This window comes from Burkholderia sp. 4NA327C6 (genome assembly GCF_005502655.1).
GTDB classification, from domain to species: Bacteria; Pseudomonadota; Gammaproteobacteria; order Burkholderiales; family Burkholderiaceae; genus Burkholderia; species Burkholderia contaminans.
This window is the reverse complement of the sequence record NZ_SCNZ01000002.1, coordinates 127,340-143,077: the sequence shown is the minus strand read 5'-3', so window position 1 is coordinate 143,077 and position 15,738 is coordinate 127,340. Positions and strand designations below refer to the sequence as shown.

General features: G+C 68.6%; 12 protein-coding genes. 5 read left to right on the top strand and 7 right to left on the bottom strand.

The window, feature by feature from the left end; genetic code table 11:
- Window positions 1-16 precede the first annotated feature (16 nt).
- From FFS49_RS02510 to FFS49_RS02480, 6 genes are all read right to left on the bottom strand, one after another.
- A complete protein-coding gene (locus FFS49_RS02510) occupies window positions 17-1,156 on the bottom strand; it encodes an enoyl-CoA hydratase/isomerase family protein (RefSeq protein WP_047849579.1) in 1,140 nt (379 codons plus the stop codon).
- Window positions 1,153-1,944 carry an enoyl-CoA hydratase gene (locus FFS49_RS02505; protein WP_039366429.1) on the bottom strand — a complete coding sequence of 264 codons (792 nt, stop codon included), beginning with the start codon at window positions 1,942-1,944 and terminating at the stop codon, window positions 1,153-1,155. The genes FFS49_RS02510 and FFS49_RS02505 overlap by 4 nt, the downstream gene beginning before the upstream one ends.
- On the bottom strand, window positions 1,941-2,843 hold the full coding sequence (gene mmsB / locus FFS49_RS02500; RefSeq protein WP_105818202.1) for a 3-hydroxyisobutyrate dehydrogenase: 903 nt from the start codon (window positions 2,841-2,843) through the stop codon (window positions 1,941-1,943). Before mmsB ends, FFS49_RS02505 begins: the two co-directional genes overlap by 4 nt.
- An 18-nt stretch (window positions 2,844-2,861) precedes the next feature.
- The gene (locus tag FFS49_RS02495; protein WP_039366424.1) at window positions 2,862-4,376 is read right to left on the bottom strand and encodes a CoA-acylating methylmalonate-semialdehyde dehydrogenase; all 1,515 of its coding nucleotides are present in this window, start codon (window positions 4,374-4,376) and stop codon (window positions 2,862-2,864) included.
- A 110-nt stretch (window positions 4,377-4,486) separates the two neighbouring features.
- On the bottom strand, window positions 4,487-6,193 hold the full coding sequence (locus tag FFS49_RS02490; RefSeq protein WP_105818203.1) for an AMP-binding protein: 1,707 nt from the start codon (window positions 6,191-6,193) through the stop codon (window positions 4,487-4,489).
- A gap of 154 nt (window positions 6,194-6,347) precedes the next feature.
- Window positions 6,348-7,481 (bottom strand): acyl-CoA dehydrogenase family protein, encoded by a 1,134-nt coding sequence (locus FFS49_RS02480; protein WP_023477775.1) that lies wholly within the window; start codon window positions 7,479-7,481, stop codon window positions 6,348-6,350.
- Window positions 7,482-7,618: 137 nt separating this feature from the next.
- Between FFS49_RS02480 and FFS49_RS02475 the strand changes: the two genes are divergently transcribed.
- The 3 genes from FFS49_RS02475 (at window position 7,619) to FFS49_RS02465 (ending at window position 11,119) form a co-directional block, all read left to right on the top strand.
- Window positions 7,619-8,653, top strand: coding sequence for an AraC family transcriptional regulator (locus FFS49_RS02475; protein WP_105818205.1), 1,035 nt, complete (start codon window positions 7,619-7,621; stop codon window positions 8,651-8,653).
- A 121-nt stretch (window positions 8,654-8,774) separates the two neighbouring features.
- Window positions 8,775-10,349, top strand: a complete 1,575-nt coding sequence (locus FFS49_RS02470) for a nodulation protein NfeD (protein ID WP_137909783.1) — start codon at window positions 8,775-8,777, stop codon at window positions 10,347-10,349.
- A complete protein-coding gene (locus FFS49_RS02465; RefSeq protein ID WP_046548448.1) occupies window positions 10,346-11,119 on the top strand; it encodes a slipin family protein in 774 nt (257 codons plus the stop codon). The genes FFS49_RS02470 and FFS49_RS02465 overlap by 4 nt, the downstream gene beginning before the upstream one ends.
- An 80-nt stretch (window positions 11,120-11,199) precedes the next feature.
- Here FFS49_RS02465 and FFS49_RS02460 read toward each other — a convergent pair whose 3' ends face one another.
- Window positions 11,200-12,477, bottom strand: a complete 1,278-nt coding sequence (locus FFS49_RS02460; RefSeq protein ID WP_105818207.1) for a haloacid dehalogenase-like hydrolase — start codon at window positions 12,475-12,477, stop codon at window positions 11,200-11,202.
- A gap of 506 nt (window positions 12,478-12,983) precedes the next feature.
- Between FFS49_RS02460 and FFS49_RS02455 the strand changes: the two genes are divergently transcribed.
- Both FFS49_RS02455 and FFS49_RS02450 read left to right on the top strand, forming a co-directional pair.
- Window positions 12,984-13,883, top strand: coding sequence for a M24 family metallopeptidase (locus FFS49_RS02455; RefSeq protein ID WP_071332138.1), 900 nt, complete (start codon window positions 12,984-12,986; stop codon window positions 13,881-13,883).
- Between the two features lie 45 nt (window positions 13,884-13,928).
- Entirely contained in the window at window positions 13,929-15,716 is a 1,788-nt protein-coding gene (locus tag FFS49_RS02450) for an SDR family oxidoreductase (RefSeq protein WP_105818208.1), read from the top strand.
- Window positions 15,717-15,738 lie beyond the last annotated feature (22 nt).

Genomic DNA, 15,738 nt, shown 5'->3' with positions numbered 1-15,738 from the left:
GCGCAATGCCGGCGGTTCAATCCGCGCCCAGCGCCGCCAGCGGATGCGCGAACAGCTTCCACGGCGACGTGAGGAAATGCCGCACGCGTTCGGCGCGCAGCTCGACGAGCGACGCGGGCGCCCAGCGCGGCTTGCGATCCTTGTCGACGAGATGCGCACGCACGCCCTCGCAGAAGTCGCCTTCCTCGATCGCCCGCGCGACGATGCCGAGCTCCATCCGGAACGATTCGGCCAGCGTCATCTGGCGACCACGCAGCAGCGCTTCGCGCGTCACGCACAGCATCGTCGGCGAATGGCCGGTGAGCGCATCGAGCGTCGCCTGCAGCCATTGACGGTGCTCGCGCGACAGCTCCTCGCGCGCAAGATCCTGCGTCAGCGTCGCGACGATCCGCTCGACGGTCGAGCGCTTGTCGAAGTGACGCACGATCCACGGCATCTGGCTGTCGAGCGCCGCATGCGGCACGACGTTGCACGGCGGCTCGAACACCTTGCGCAGCAACGGCAGCGCATCGCCTTCCCACTTGACGCTTTCGATGCGCGTCTCGAACGTGTCGAGCCAGGCGGACGGCACGCAGAGATCCGCGAGCTTCGCCGTGAGCGCGTCGGCGCCCGACAGCATCGCGCCGGTCAGCCCGACGTACAGCTCGAGTTCGGCCGGCATGCGCGACAGGAAATGCGTCGCGCCGACGTCGGGCACGAGGCCGATGCGCGTCTCCGGCATCGCGATCTTGCTGCGTTCGGTCGCGACACGCAGCGCCGCGCCCTGCGCGAGGCCCATGCCGCCGCCCATCGTCACGCCGTCCATCAGCGCGACCACCGGCTTCGGGAACGTATGGATCGCGTAGTCGAGCCGGTATTCGTCGACGAAGAACGGCAGCCAGGTCTCGCGCTGCGCGACCATCCTGTACAGCGCGCGCACGTCGCCGCCCGCGCAGAAACCCTTCTCGCCGGCGCCGCGCAGCACGACCGCGACGATCTGGTCGTCGTCACGGCAGCGCTCGAGGAGCGCGGCCAGCTCGCCGATCATCGGATACGACAGCGCATTGAGCGCCGCCGGCCGGTTCAGCGTGATCAGCGCCACGCGGTTCACCACGCGGAACAGCACCTCCGGTGCATGCTCCGCGAACGCGTCGTGATTCGTCACCGGCGTACTCATCGTTGCGGCTCTCCATCGTTGTGCCACTGCGGTGCGCGCTTGCCGAGGAACGCGGCCACGCCTTCGCGCGGATCGTTCGTCTCGAACAGGTCGACGAAGCGTTCGCGCTCGACCGCGAGCGCCGCGCTGCGCGGCACGCCGCGGCGCGCGAGGCCGATCAGCTCCTTGCTGTACGCGACCGCATGCGGGCTCTGCCGCGCGACGTTGCGCGCGAGCGCGAGCGCCGCATCGCGCGACGCGCCCGATTCCACGACGTCCTCGACGAGGCCGATCCTGAGCGCCGTGGCCGCATCGACACGCGCGCCGGTCAGGATGATCTTTTTCGCCCAGCCTTCACCGACGAGCCAGGGCAGCGTCTGCGTGCCGAGCCCGCACGGCAGCAGGCCGACCGACGGCTCGGGCAGCGCCATCTGCGCATGCGTCTCCGCGATCCGCAGGTCGCACGCGAGCGCGCATTCGAGCCCGCCGCCCATCGCATAGCCGTTGATCGCCGCGATCGTCACGACGCGCGCGTCGTGCAGCGCCTCGAACGCCGCGCCGAAGCGCGACGCCATCGCACGCGCGATAGCGCGATCGCCTTCGGCGAACGTGTTGAGGTCGGCACCCGCGCTGAAGAACTTCGGGCCGTCGCCGGTGATCACCAGCGCGCGCACGCGCGGGTTCGCATTCAGTTCGGCGACGGTTTCCTGCAGTTGCCGCAGCCCGTCGGCGGTAAAAGCGTTCGCAGGCGGACGCTTGAGCGTCGCGCACGCGATCGCGCCGTCGTCGACGTAGTCGAGTTCGATCATGAGGCGTCCTTCTTCGTGGCCGGTTGGTACAGGCGGATCACCGCCGAGAAATCGAGCTGGCCGTCGCCGCGGCTGCTCATCGTCTGGTACAGCTGCTGCGCGAGCGCGCCGAGATAGACAGGCTGGCGTGCCTGCTTCGCGGCATCGTTCGCGAGGCCGAGATCCTTCAGCATCAGGTCGGTGCCGAAGCCGCCCGAGTAGCCGCGCGACGACGGCGCGGTCTCGATCACGCCCGGATACGGGTTGTAAGTATCCGAGCTCCAGCAACGGCCCGTCGACGTGTTGACGATGCCGGCCAGCACCTTCGGGTCGATGCCGAGCGCGACGCCGAGCGACATCGCCTCCGACACCGCCGCCATCGAGATGCCGAGCACGAGGTTGTTGCAGACCTTTGCGACCTGCCCCATCCCCGTCGCGCCGCAGTGGACGATGTTCTTGCCCATGCCCGCGAGCACCGGCTTCACGCGCCCGAAATCCGCATCGCTGCCGCCGACCATGAAGGTCAGCGTACCGGCGGCCGCACCGCCGGTGCCGCCCGACACCGGCGCATCGACGAACGCGCCGCCGTGCTCGCGCACGAGCGCGCCGAACGCCTGGGCGCTCGCCGGGTCGATCGTGCTCGAATCGATCACGGTCGCGCCCGCGCCGAGGCCGGCGAGCACGCCGTTCTCGCCGGTGAGCACCGAGCGCACGTGCGGTGCGGCCGGCAGCATCGTGATGACGAACGTCGCGCCCGAGGCCGCATCGCGCGGCGACGCGGCCACCCGCGCGCCGGCATCCTGCAGCGCGCGCAATGCATCGGCGCTCAGGTCGAACGCGTGCACTTCATGGCCGGCTTTCAGCAGGTTCAGCGCCATCGGCGCGCCCATGTGGCCGAGGCCGATAAATCCGATTTTCATGTTGGGTTCCTCCGCCGCTCAGTGCAACCGGATCGTGGTGTTCACCGGGCCGGCCGTCGTATCGTCGTCGAACCAGCGCGCGGTGACCGTCTTGGTCTGCGTGTAGAACTGCACGACCTGCTTGCCGTACGGGCCGAGATCGCCGAGCTTCGAACCGCGCGAGCCGGTGAAGCTGAAGAACGGCACGGGCACCGGGATCGGGATGTTGATGCCGACCTGGCCGACGTCGATCTCGCTCTGGAACTTGCGCGCGGCCGCGCCGCTCTGCGTGAACAGGCCGACGCCATTGCCAAACGGGTTCGCGTTGACGAGCGCGATCGCGTCGTCGAGCGTGTCGGCTTCCATCACGACCAGCACGGGGCCGAAGATTTCATGCGTGTAGACCGACATGTTCGTCTTCACGCCCGAGAAGATCGTCGGGCCGACGAAATTGCCCTGCTCGTAGCCGGCCACCTTCACGTCGCGGCCGTCGAGTTCGAGCTTCGCGCCTTCCTTCACGCCCGCGTCGATCAGCGACAGGATGCGTTCCTTCGCGGCCTTCGACACGACCGGCCCGACGTCCGTGCCGGCTTCCGCGCCCGCATTGACCTTCAGCGCCTTCGCCTTCGCGACGATGTCCGGCAGCCAGTCGCGCGCGTTGCCGACGAGCACCGCGACGGACGTCGCCATGCAGCGCTGGCCGGCCGCGCCGAAGCCCGCGCCGACGAGCGCGTTGATCGCCTGCTCGCGGTTCGCATCGGGCAGCACGACCGCGTGGTTCTTCGCGCCCATCATCGACTGCACGCGCTTGCCGTGCGCGCTGCCGAGGTTGTACACGTGCGTGCCGACCGCCGTCGAACCGACGAACGAGATGGCCTTCACGAGCGGATGGGTGCAGATCGCGTCGACCACTTCCTTGCCGCCATGCACGACGTTCAGTACCCCTTTCGGTACGCCGGCCTCGATCGCGAGCTCGACGAGCTGCATCGTCGACAGCGGATCCTGTTCCGACGGCTTCAGCACGAACGTATTGCCGCAGACGATCGCCATCGGGAACATCCACAGCGGAATCATCGCGGGGAAGTTGAACGGCGTGATGCCCGCGCACACGCCGAGCGGCTGGCGCAGCGTGTAGGTATCCACCCCGCCCGCGACGTTCTCCGCGAATTCGCCGAGCTGCAGCGAACCGATCGAGCACGCATGCTCGACCACTTCGAGGCCGCGGAAAATGTCACCTTCGGCATCGGGAATCGTCTTGCCCTGCTCGGCCGTCAGCGTCTTCGCGATGCGCTGCTGGTTCGTGCGCACGAGATCCTGGAACTTCAGCATGATGCGCATGCGCGCGGCGATCGGCGTGTTCTTCCACGTCGCGAAGGCGGTGTGCGCGGCCTGCACGGCTGCGTCGACTTCCGCGACGGTCGCGAACGGCACGCGCGCGAGCACCTGCTGCGTCGCCGGGTTGACGATGTCGCGCCACTCGTTCGTGGCGGACTCGACGAAGGCGCCGTCGATCAGCAGCTTGACCGTCGGCACGTCTTTCGAATTCGCGTTCATCGATCTTTTCTCCTGGCAGAGGGCCGCGAAGCGCGATATCGCCGCGCGGCCGGTTCAATTCGGCTGCGGGCGGCGGCCGCGGAATGCGACGCGCGCGGCCCGCGGTCACGTCACTTCAGTTCGGCGACGAAATCTTCTTCCCAGTATTCGCCGGGCATCCGTTCACTTGCGTCGTCACCACGCTCGATCTCGCGGCGGCGCAATTCGACGCGGCGGATCTTCCCCGAGATCGTCTTCGGCAGCTCCGCGAACTGCAGGCGGCGAATGCGCTTGTACGGCGCGAGCTTCTCGCGCGAGAAGCGGAAGATTTCCAGCGCGAGTTCGGGGCTTTCCTCGTAACCCTGGCGCAGCGTGATGAAGGTCTTCGGCACCGACAGCCGCACGGGGTCGGGGCTCGGCACGACGGCTGCCTCGGCGATCGCCGGATGCTCGATCAGCACGCTTTCGAGTTCGAACGGGCTCAGCCGGTAGTCGGACGACTTGAACACGTCGTCCGCGCGGCCGATGTACACGTAGTAACCGTCGTCGCGGCGCATCGCGATGTCCGACGTGCGGTAGTGGCCGTCGCGCATCGCGTAGGCCGTCGCGTCGGGGTTGTTCGCATAGCCGTTCATCAGCCCGACCGGGCGCGGGACGCCGGCGCCGATCGGCAGCGCGACCTCGCCTTCGGTCACGGGCGCGCCGTCGGGGTCGAGCAGCGCAATGCGGTAGCCGGGCAGCGGCCGCCCCATCGAACCCGCGACGACCGGCTGGCCCGGCGAGTTGCCGATCAGGCAGGTCGTTTCGGTCTGGCCGTAGCCGTCGCGGATCGCGATGCCCCACGCTCTCTTCACGCGCTCGATGATCTCCGGATTCAGCGGCTCGCCCGCGCCGACGATCTCGCGCAGCTTCACGTCGAACGACGCGAGCGGCTGCTGCACGAGCATGCGCCACACGGTCGGCGGCGCGCACAGCGTCGTCACCTGGTATTTGACGAGCGCATCGAGCACCACCTTCGGCTCGAAGCGCGCGTAGTTGAACGCGAACACGCATGCCTGCGCATTCCACGGCGCGAAGAAGCAGCTCCACGCGTGCTTCGCCCAGCCCGGCGAGCTGATGTTCCAGTGGATGTCGCCCGGTTGCAGGCCGACCCAGTACATCGTCGACAGATGGCCGACCGGATAGGTGCGGTGCGTGTGCTCGACGAGCTTCGGCTTCGACGTCGTGCCCGACGTGAAGTACAGCAGCATCGGATCGTTCGCGTGCGTGATGGCGTCCGGCTCGAATACGGCGCTCGCCGCATAGCCGTCGTCCATCGCGAGCCAGCCCGCGCGCGGCGCGCCGGCGACGATCTTCCGCGCGAGGCCGAGATCCGGCTGTTCGAACTTGGCGGTTTCGTTCTCGTCGACGATCGCGTATTTCGCGCCGCCGATCTGCACGCGGTCACGTACGTCGTCGGGCGACAGTTGCGTGGTGGCAGGCAGCACGATCGCGCCGAGCTTCATCGCGGCGAGCATCGCGTCCCACAGCTCGACACGGTTCGGCAGCATCAGCAGGATCCGGTCGCCGCGCACGACGCCGATCGAGCGCAGCCAGTTCGCGATCCGCGACGAACGCTCGGACATCTGCGCGAACGAATACGGATCGCCCGTTCCGGTCGCCGCGTCGACGATCCATAGCGCGGGCTGGTCGTTGCCGCGCGCCATCGGGTCGAAGTAGTCGAGCGCCCAGTTGAATGCGTCGAGCACCGGCCACTCGAACTCGCGGTACGCGGTGTCGTAGTCGGTGCGGTGGCGCAGCAGAAAGTCGCGTGCGTTCAGGAATGCCTGTACCGTCATCGTGTCCTCCAGTCTCCATGCGTCGAACCGGGCATGTGCCGCAGCGCATGCCCGGTTGCCTCTGTTGCGGCGCACGGTCACGTCGTTGCGTGCCGCGTTCGCCGCGCTGCCCTCGTGCCCTGCGTGATGTCGTCGCCGGGGCAATCGTCGCGGCTCAAAGCTGCCGCGCGATCACCATCCGCTGCACTTCGCTGGTGCCTTCGTAAATCTGCGTGATGCGCGCGTCGCGATAGTGACGCTCGACCTCGTAATCGACCAGGTAGCCGTAGCCACCGTGGATCTGGATCGCGTCCGAGCACACGCGCTCGGCCATCTCCGATGCGAACAGCTTTGCCTGCGACGCTTCCGACAGGCACGGCAGCCCGGCCGTGCGCAGCTTCGCCGCGTGATGCACGAGCAGGCGCGCGGCGTTGATCTGCACGGCCATGTCGGCGAGCTTCTGCTGGATCGCCTGGTGCTCGGCGATCGGCTTGCCGAACTGCACGCGCTCGCCCGCATAGCGGCGCGCCTTGTCGAATGCGGCGCGCGCGATGCCGAGCGCCTGCGCGGCGATGCCGATGCGGCCGCCTTCGAGGTTCGACAGCGCGATCTTCAGCCCTTCACCGCGATTGCCGAGCAGGTTTTCTTCCGGAATCGCGCAGTTCTCGAACGTGATCGGGCACGTATCCGACGCACGGATGCCCATCTTCTTCTCGGGTTTGCCGACGATGAAGCCCGGCGTGTCGGTCGGCACCAGGAACGCGGAAATGCCGCGCTTGCCGGCTTCCGGGTCGGTCATGGCAAAAACGATCGCAACGCCGGCGCGCTGGCCGTTGGTCACGAACTGCTTCGCGCCGTTCAGCACCCATTTGCCGTCGCGCAGTTCCGCACGCGTGCGCAGGTTGTTCGCCTCGGAGCCGGCGTGCGGCTCGGTCAGGCAGAACGCGCCGATCACGCGGCCCGCGGCCATGTCGGCCAGCCAGCGATCCTTTTGCGCCGGCGTGCCGAAACCGAGGATCGGCCCGCAGCCGACCGAGTTGTGCACGCTCATCATCGTCGCGCACGCTGCGTCGCCGGCGGCAACCTCTTCCATCGCCAGCGCGTAGGCCACGTAGTCCGTATACGAGCCGCCCAGTTCCTGCGGCACGATCATCCCGAGCAGGCCGAGTTCGCCCAGCTGCGCGACGATCGCGTCGGGCAGGTGCGCATCGTGGTCCCACTGCGCCGCGTTCGGCGCCAGCATCTCGGTGGCGAACGCGCGCGCGGCGTCGCGGATCATCCGCTGGTCTTCGGTGTAAAGCTCGTCCATGGTGCTGCTGTCTCCCGCGGCCGCCGGGCGCGACCGTCCTTGCGTTTCGATGCAACAAGTGTAGGCAAGCAGGCGCGACTGTTCGATGCTCGCGTCGCTCATTTACACTGAGCGTTTTTGCCACACCGGCGGCACGGATGAAGCAGGAAGACAAGGGAACCGTCGCGATCAGCCTCGTCGCTTACAGCGTCGCGCTGGCCACGCGGCGCGGCGTCGCGGCCGAACCGTTGCTCGCGCAGGCCGGCATCGCGCCCGCGCTGCTCGGGCAGCCGCGCGCACGGGTGTCCGCGCAACAATACGGCGCGCTGTGGAATGCGATCGCGCGCACGCTCGACGACGAGTTTTTCGGGCAGGATCGCCACCCGATGCGCAGCGGCAGCTTCATCGCGATGAGCCAGGCGGCGCTGTCCGCGCGCGACGGGCTGCACGCGATGGCGCGCGCGGTGAACTTCATGCACTGCGTGCTCGACGACCTGCATGCGGAGCTCGACGCGAATCCGCAGCGCGTGCGGCTGCGCTTCGTGCACCGCAACAACGGTGCGACGCCCGCGATGTTCACGTACGCGACCTATTTCATCATCGTCTACGGGCTCACCTGCTGGCTGATCGGGCGGCGCATCCCGCTGCTGCATGCGAGCTTCCGCTGCGACACACCGCCCGCCGACCACGAATATCCGTCGATGTTCTGTGACGACATGCGCTTCAACGAGCCTGATTCGTATGTCGATTTCGATCCCGAATTCGCGACGCTGCCGGTCGTGCAGAACGCGAAGACGCTGAAGACGTTCCTGCGCAACGCACCGGCGAGCTTCATCGTCAAGTACCGCAACCCGAACGCGCTCGCGCAGCGCGTGCGGGCGGTGCTGCGCGGAATGCCGCCCGCCGCGTGGCCGGGCGCGGGCGGGATGGCCGCGCGGCTGCACGTGGCCGAGGCCACGCTGCGCCGCAAGCTGCACCAGGAAGGCCACGCGTACCAGTCGATCAAGGACACGCTGCGGCGCGATCTTGCGTTCGAGGCGCTGGCCGACCCCGCGCGCACGATCGCCGATGTTGCTGCGGCGACCGGTTTCGCGGAGCCCAGCGCGTTCTACCGCGCGTTCCGCAAATGGAGCGGGCGCAGCCCGGCCGACTATCGCGATGAAGTGCTCGCGCGCGGCAGCGGCGCGGTCTGAATCCGGCCGGCACGGCCGCGGTTTCGCGCTTTCTGCAGAAACCGCCTAATATTTAAGCATCGGGCCCACGCCCTTTCCGCGAGCCGGACGGCGCGCGGCCGCGCGCCGCCTGGACGCCCCGATGCTCTTTCACCGTCATGAGCCGCCGCCGGCGCCTGCCGCGCCCGACGGCCGCCCCCGTCATCCGCTCTCCGCGCGGGTCGCGCGCGCCGCGCTGTTCGCGGCGCTGCTCGTCGTGTGCGCCGCGGTCGCCGCGCCGCCGCCCGCCGACGCACCCGCCGCGCGGCCGGTCATCGTGATCCCCGTCAACGGCGCGATCGGCCCGGCCAGCGCCGACTTCATCGTGCGCTCGCTCGATCGCGCCGCCCGCGAGCACGCGCCGCTCGCGATCCTGCAACTCGATACGCCCGGCGGCCTCGACACGTCGATGCGGCAAATCATCAAGGCGATCCTCGGCTCGCCGGTGCCGGTCGCCGCGTTCGTCGCGCCGGGCGGCGCGCGGGCCGCGAGCGCGGGCACCTACATCGTCTATGCGAGCCACTTCGCGGCGATGGCGCCCGGCACCAATCTCGGCGCGGCGTCGCCCGTGCAGTTCGGCATCGGCGGCGCGGCGCCGCCGGGCGGGAACCCCGCGGCACCGCGCGCGCCGGCCGGCACCTCGGGCGCGTCAGGGGCGTCCGATGCGGCTGCTACGGCGGCCGCCCTGCCGACCGATACCCAATCGACCGAGATCCGCAAGGCGATGCAGGACGCCTCCGCGTATATCCGCGGCCTCGCGCAGCTGCGCGGGCGCAATGCCGAATGGGCCGAGCGCGCGGTGCGCGAGGCCGTGAGCCTGTCGGCGAACGAGGCGCGCGCACAGCACGTGGTCGACCTGATCGCGCAGGATCCCGCCGACCTCGCTCGCCAGCTCGACGGCCACACGGTGACGACCACCGCCGGCACGGTGCGGCTCGCGACCGCGCATGCGCCGCTCGTCGTGGTCGAGCCCGACTGGCGCAGCCGCTTCCTGGCGATCATTGCCGACCCGAACGTCGCGCTGATCCTGCTGACGATCGGCATCTACGGCCTCTTTTTCGAATTCGCGAACCCCGGTTTCGTGCTGCCGGGCGTCGCCGGCACGATCTGCCTGCTCGTCGGGCTGTTCGCGATGCAGTTGCTGCCGATCAGCTATGCGGGCCTCGGCCTCGTGCTGCTCGGTCTCGGCTGCCTGGTCGCCGAGGCGTTCCTGCCGACCTTCGGCGTGCTCGGCTTCGGCGGGATCGTGTCGTTCACGATCGGCGCGCTGATGCTGATCGACACCGAAGTGCCCGGCTACGGAATCCCGTGGCCCGTGATCGCGAGCCTCGCGCTCGGCGGCGGGCTGCTGGTCGCGGGTGTATCGGGCGTCGCGCTGCGCGCGCGCCGCCGCCCGGTCGTGACGGGCGCCGAGGCGATGGTCGGCAGCATCGGCGAAGTGCTCGACGACGGGCTGCAGGCCGACCAGCCGCATGGCGCGGCCGGCACTGCGCCGTCCGCCGCCGGCTGGGCACGCGTGCGCGGCGAGCGCTGGCGCGTGGCAAGCAGCGCGCCGCTTGCCGCCGGTTGCCGCGTGCGCGTCACCGGCCGCCACGGGCTGCTGCTCACGGTCGCCCCGCTCTACGACGTGCCGGGGCAGGAACCACATCGAGAACAACACCAGGGAGAACCTTCATGATCGGTTTCACGTTCGGCTTCAGCAGCATCCTGATCGTCTTCGTCGTGGTGCTCGTCGCGTCGTCGATCCGCATCTTCCGCGAGTACGAGCGCGGTGTCGTGTTCATGCTCGGCCGGTTCTGGAAAGTGAAGGGGCCGGGGCTCGTGCTGATCATCCCGATCGTCCAGCAGGTCGTGCGAATCGACCTGCGCACCGTCGTGTTCGACGTACCCGCGCAGGACGTGATCACGCGCGACAACGTGTCGGTGAAGGTCAATGCGGTCGTGTATTTCCGCGTGGTCGACCCGGAGAAGGCCGTCATCCAGGTGGCGCGCTTCTTCGAGGCGACGAGCCAGCTCGCGCAGACGACGCTGCGCGCGGTGCTCGGCAAGCACGAACTCGACGCGCTGCTCGCCGAGCGCGAGCAGCTGAACGCCGACATCCAGAAGACGCTCGACGCGCAGACCGATGCGTGGGGGATCAAGGTGTCGACGGTCGAGATCAAGCACGTCGACCTGAACGAGACGATGATCCGCGCGATCGCGCGGCAGGCCGAGGCCGAGCGCGAGCGGCGCGCGAAGGTGATTCATGCGGAAGGCGAATTGCAGGCGTCGGAGAAACTGCTGCAGGCCGCGCAACGGCTCGCGCTGCAGCCGCAGGCGATGCAGCTGCGCTACCTGCAGACGCTGACGACGATCGCCGCGGACAAGAACTCGACGATCGTGTTTCCGCTGCCGGTCGATCTGCTGGGGGCGTTGCTGGAGCGGTTGGGCTCGCCGCGCGAGCGCTGAGACGCCCGTTTCCGGCCCGCGCGGCGCGGCCGTCGATTCCGACGGACGCCGGGCCGCAACGGCGCAGCGCCCGGCGCGCGTCAAGCCAGCAGCTTGCGCTCGGTCTTGCCGTACTTGATCGACTTCTCGTCCGGGATCATCAGGCCCGTGTGCTCGTCGCGGCCCTGCAGCAGGAAGCGCGCGTCCGACTTCCCGATCTGTTCGGCCGCGAGTTTGCTGTCCGCGCCGATCTCGCCCTTCTTCATCCGGTTGACGATCACACCGGCCGCGGTGTCCTTGAAGTCGCGCAGCATCCACGCGTCGCCGTCGCTGTCGCCGAACACCAGCAGCGGGCCATAACCCTTCTTCGACTCGAGGACGTTGCGGATGCCCACCGTCTTGCCGGGCCCCCAGTTGAAATGCCAGCCGGCCGGATACGTGCTCGTGTACTTGCCGTCCCGCATGTCGAGACGCAAGCCGATCACGTTCGCGGGCGGCACGCCGTAGCCATAGTTCGGATTGCCGGCGAACACACGCACGACATCGTCGAGCGATGCCGTGCTGACGTACACGTCGATGCCGTTCGCCCGCAGCGTGTGCATCACCGCGCGGATTTCCTCATGAATGCGAATGCCGTGGAAATGCGTGTCGGCCACCACGCCTGCCCTGCCCGGCAGCGTCTTCGGGCTTTCGTAGCGGACCTTGCGCAGCGCGTCGCCGATGCCGTAGTTGTTCGACGCTTCCGCCATCGCCTGCAGCTCGGCGGTCGTCATGTTCTTGTAGAAATAGATGATCCACTTGTAGCCGATCTCGAGCGGATGCGTATCGCAGATCGCGTCGTACATGAAGTACAGCTTCGCGCGGAAATCCTTGAACTGATCGGTCTCGCGAATCTCGTCGAGGCTCTTGTCGCCGCCGAATCCCTGGTAGTTCGCGTAGAGCCAGCGATAGTCGGATTCGATGTCCGCCGCGAGGTCTTCCATCGTCACCGGCTTGCCGTCCACCGTCGCATAGTCCTTCATGAAGGCGCCCTTCGGCACGTCCTTCCACATCACGTCGACGAATTCGGCCGGCGTCAGCTTGTACTGCAGATGGTTGATCTGGTACATCAGCAGCGCCTCTTCGCAGTCGTTCATGATGCACGTGTTGTCCCAGTCGAACACCGCGTACGGGCGGCGCTTTTCGTCGTAGCGCGCGCTCGCGACGCCATGCTGGTCGAGCACCGCCTGCAGGCGCGCGGCGTTGAACGGCGACCAGCGGCCCGGGTCCAGCGCATCCGGCACGGCTGTGCTCTTCGCGCCGGCCGTGCCGGCCTTGAGCATCAGCGACGTCGCGGCGGTCGCCGCGGCAAGGGTATTCATGAACTTGCGGCGTTGCATGGTCTCTCTCCCTGGAAATGTCGAATCGGTTTCAGTCGCTATCCCGCACGGCTCACCGCGCACCGGCCGCTGATCGGCGCGGCGAAATCGGAATGGCTCCGAACCGGGGGCGAATGATGTGACGAAATTATTTCGGCAATTTGACAGCGTCACGTCGCGACACGACGGGGAGTTGATCCGGCGCGACATGGCAGGCAGTCGCACGGCGGCCTCACGCGCGGCCCTCTGGGCCGGCGCCGGCAGACCGCTCGCGGCGATCCTCGGCCAGCGTCCGCGATCCAGACGAGTGCGCTGGGGCCCTCCGGCCCAACGTCCGGAAATCTAGAGTTTCCGCTCCATTTCGGCCCTTCATTAGGACAAATCCTCACCTCCGGGGGCTGGCGCACTTTCCGGAACCGTCTATGATCGTTACATCAATCAATGACACATTAAATGCTGACTGAATAACCCGCGACGGTGACGCCGGCGGGCGCATTCCGGATCAGCACCCCAAACGGAGACGCATCATGGCCGATCACCACCCGCTGCCGGAAGTCCACCTCGACGAGCTCCCGCAATTCCGTGCGGTCCAGCAGCTGGCATACCGCTGCGTCGAAACCGTCGGCGCGATGCTGTACCCCGGCATCACCGAAAAGGAAGCGGCGCGCCTGCTGACCGAATGGCTGCAGGACAACGGCGTGCACGACTGGCTGCACAAGCCGTTCGCGTGGTTCGGCGACCGCACCGCATTCGAGGGCTTCTCGGGCCTCAAGCACATGGGCGGCTTCAATCTCGCGTTCTTCCCGAGCAACCGCCAGCTCGAGACCGACATGCCGGTGATCCTCGACGTCGCGCCGGTGCTCGACGGCATCGTCGCCGATGTCGGCTACGCGCACTGCCTCGGCCACAACCCGATCCTCGAACAGCTGCAGGACGACCTGATGGACCACCGCGACATGATCGTGCGGCTCGTGAAGGCGCGCCGGCCGATGGCCGAGGTCGCGCAGGAAGTCGACGCGCTGTGCCGCCGCCAGGGTGTCGAGCCGCGCCACAAGGCGTATCCGTTCAAGGTGCTCGCGCATCGCGTCGCGAAGATCCACAAGCTTTCCAAGCCGCGCTTCGTCGCGCGCTTCGGGCTGAACGCAACGCGCAACCTGCTGCTCGACCAGGGCCGCGCGGCGAAACAGCAAGGCTGGTCGCCGCTGTGGTCGATCGACCGCCGCTCCGAGCATGCACCGGTGCCGGGCCTGTGGGCCGTCGAGCCGCATCTCGGCTTCGCCGGCGTCGGCGCGAAATTCGAAGAGCTGCTCGTCATCACCGAAGACGACGCGTACTGGCTCGACGAAGACCTGCCGCACGTGCGCCGCTGGCAGCGCCGCCAGGCCGAGCGGTCGCGGGCCATCGCGACCGTGCCGGCCGCCGCCTGACCCGAACGCGCCCTTCCTCCCGACTCCCTGAACGACGGACTCACGATGCAGCCTCTTTCCGACGAAGCGCCGCTGGCCCTGTTCGAATCGGTTCATAGCGAAACGGCGGTCGCCTCCGGCGACCTGACGCTCGCGGTCAAGACCTGGGGCGACCCGGCCCGCTCGCCGGTCGTGCTCGTGCACGGCTACCCCGACGACAGCAGCGTCTGGCAGCACGTCGCGCCGCTGCTCGCGCGCAAGCACTACGTGATCGCGTACGACGTGCGCGGCGCGGGCCTGTCCGGCGTGCCGAAGCGCACGGCCGACTACCACCTCGCGAAGCTGACCGACGACTTCGTCGCGGTGATCGACGCGCTCTGCCCCGGCCGCGCCGTGCACCTGATCGCGCACGACTGGGGCTCGATCCAGGGCTGGGAATTCGTCACCGATTCGCGCCTCGCCGGCCGGATCGCGTCGTACACGTCGTGCTCGGGGCCGTGCCTCGACCATGTCGGCTTCTGGCTGCGCGAACGCGTGCTGCGCCCGACACCCGCGTCGCTCGGCAAGCTCGGCGGCCAGCTCGTGCGGTCGTGGTACGTGTACCTGTTCCACCTGCCGTTCATCCCCGAGCTCGGCTGGCGGCTGTGGCTCGGCCGCGCGTGGCCCCGCCTGCTGCGCCGGCTCGAGAAAACGCCCGCCACGCCGCGCCCGACGCAGGCCGACGACGGCGCGCGCGGCGTGCGCCTCTATCGCGCGAACTTCATCCGCTGCCTATTCGCGCCGCGCGAACGCTACGCGCATGCGCCGGTGCAGACCATCGTGCCGCTCGGCGACAAATACGTGAGCCCGGCGCTGTCCGAGAACCTGTCGCGCTGGGTGCCGCAGTACTACCGCCGTGAAATCGCGGCCGGCCACTGGCTGCCGCTCGCCGATCCGACGCGCTTCGCGGCGCTCGCCGGGCAACTGATCGACGCGGTCGAATCGGGCAACGAACCGCCCGCGCTCGCGAATGCGCGCCGCCGCGCCACGAGCGGCCGCTTCAGCGGCAAGGTCGCGGTGGTGACGGGCGCGGGCAGCGGCATCGGCCGCTGCGCGGCGCTCGCGTTCGCCCGCGAAGGCGCGACGATCGTCGCGTGCGACATCGATCTCGCGAGCGCCGAACGCACCACGCTGCTGATCGGGCTCACCGGTGCGCAAGCGCACGCGAAGCAGGTCGACGTCGGGTCCGCCGACGAAATGGAAGCGCTCGCGACGTGGGTCGGCAGCGAACTCGGCGGCGCGGACGTCGTGATCAACAACGCGGGCATCGGCATGGCCGGCGGCATCCTCGACACGAGCACGCGGCACTGGGAGCGCATCCTGCACGTGAACCTGTGGGGCGTGATCCACGGCTCGCGGCTGTTCGCGCAGCAGATGGCCGCGCGCGGCACCGGCGGGCACATCGTCAACACCGCATCGGCCGCCGCGTTCGGGCCGTCGCGCGACCTGCCCGCGTATGCGACGACGAAGGCCGCCGTGCTGATGCTCAGCGAATGCATGCGCGCGGAACTCGCGGAAAAAGGCATCGGCGTGACGGCCGTATGCCCCGGCTTCGCGGAAACGGGAATCATGGCGTCGACGCAATACGCGGGCGCCAACGCACAGGACGAAGCGCGGCTGCGCAAGCGCGCGACGAAGCTGTACCAGATGCGCGGCCTGAAACCCGAAACCGTCGCGCAGGCGATGGTCGACGGCGTGCTGCGCAACCGCCCCGTCGTCGCGGTCGGCGGCGAGGCGCACGCGATGCGCTTCGTCGGCCGCTTCATGCCGTGGCTCGGCCGGATGATCGCCCGCGTCAGCATGGCATCGCATTGACGGCGCACGACGCCGCACAGGG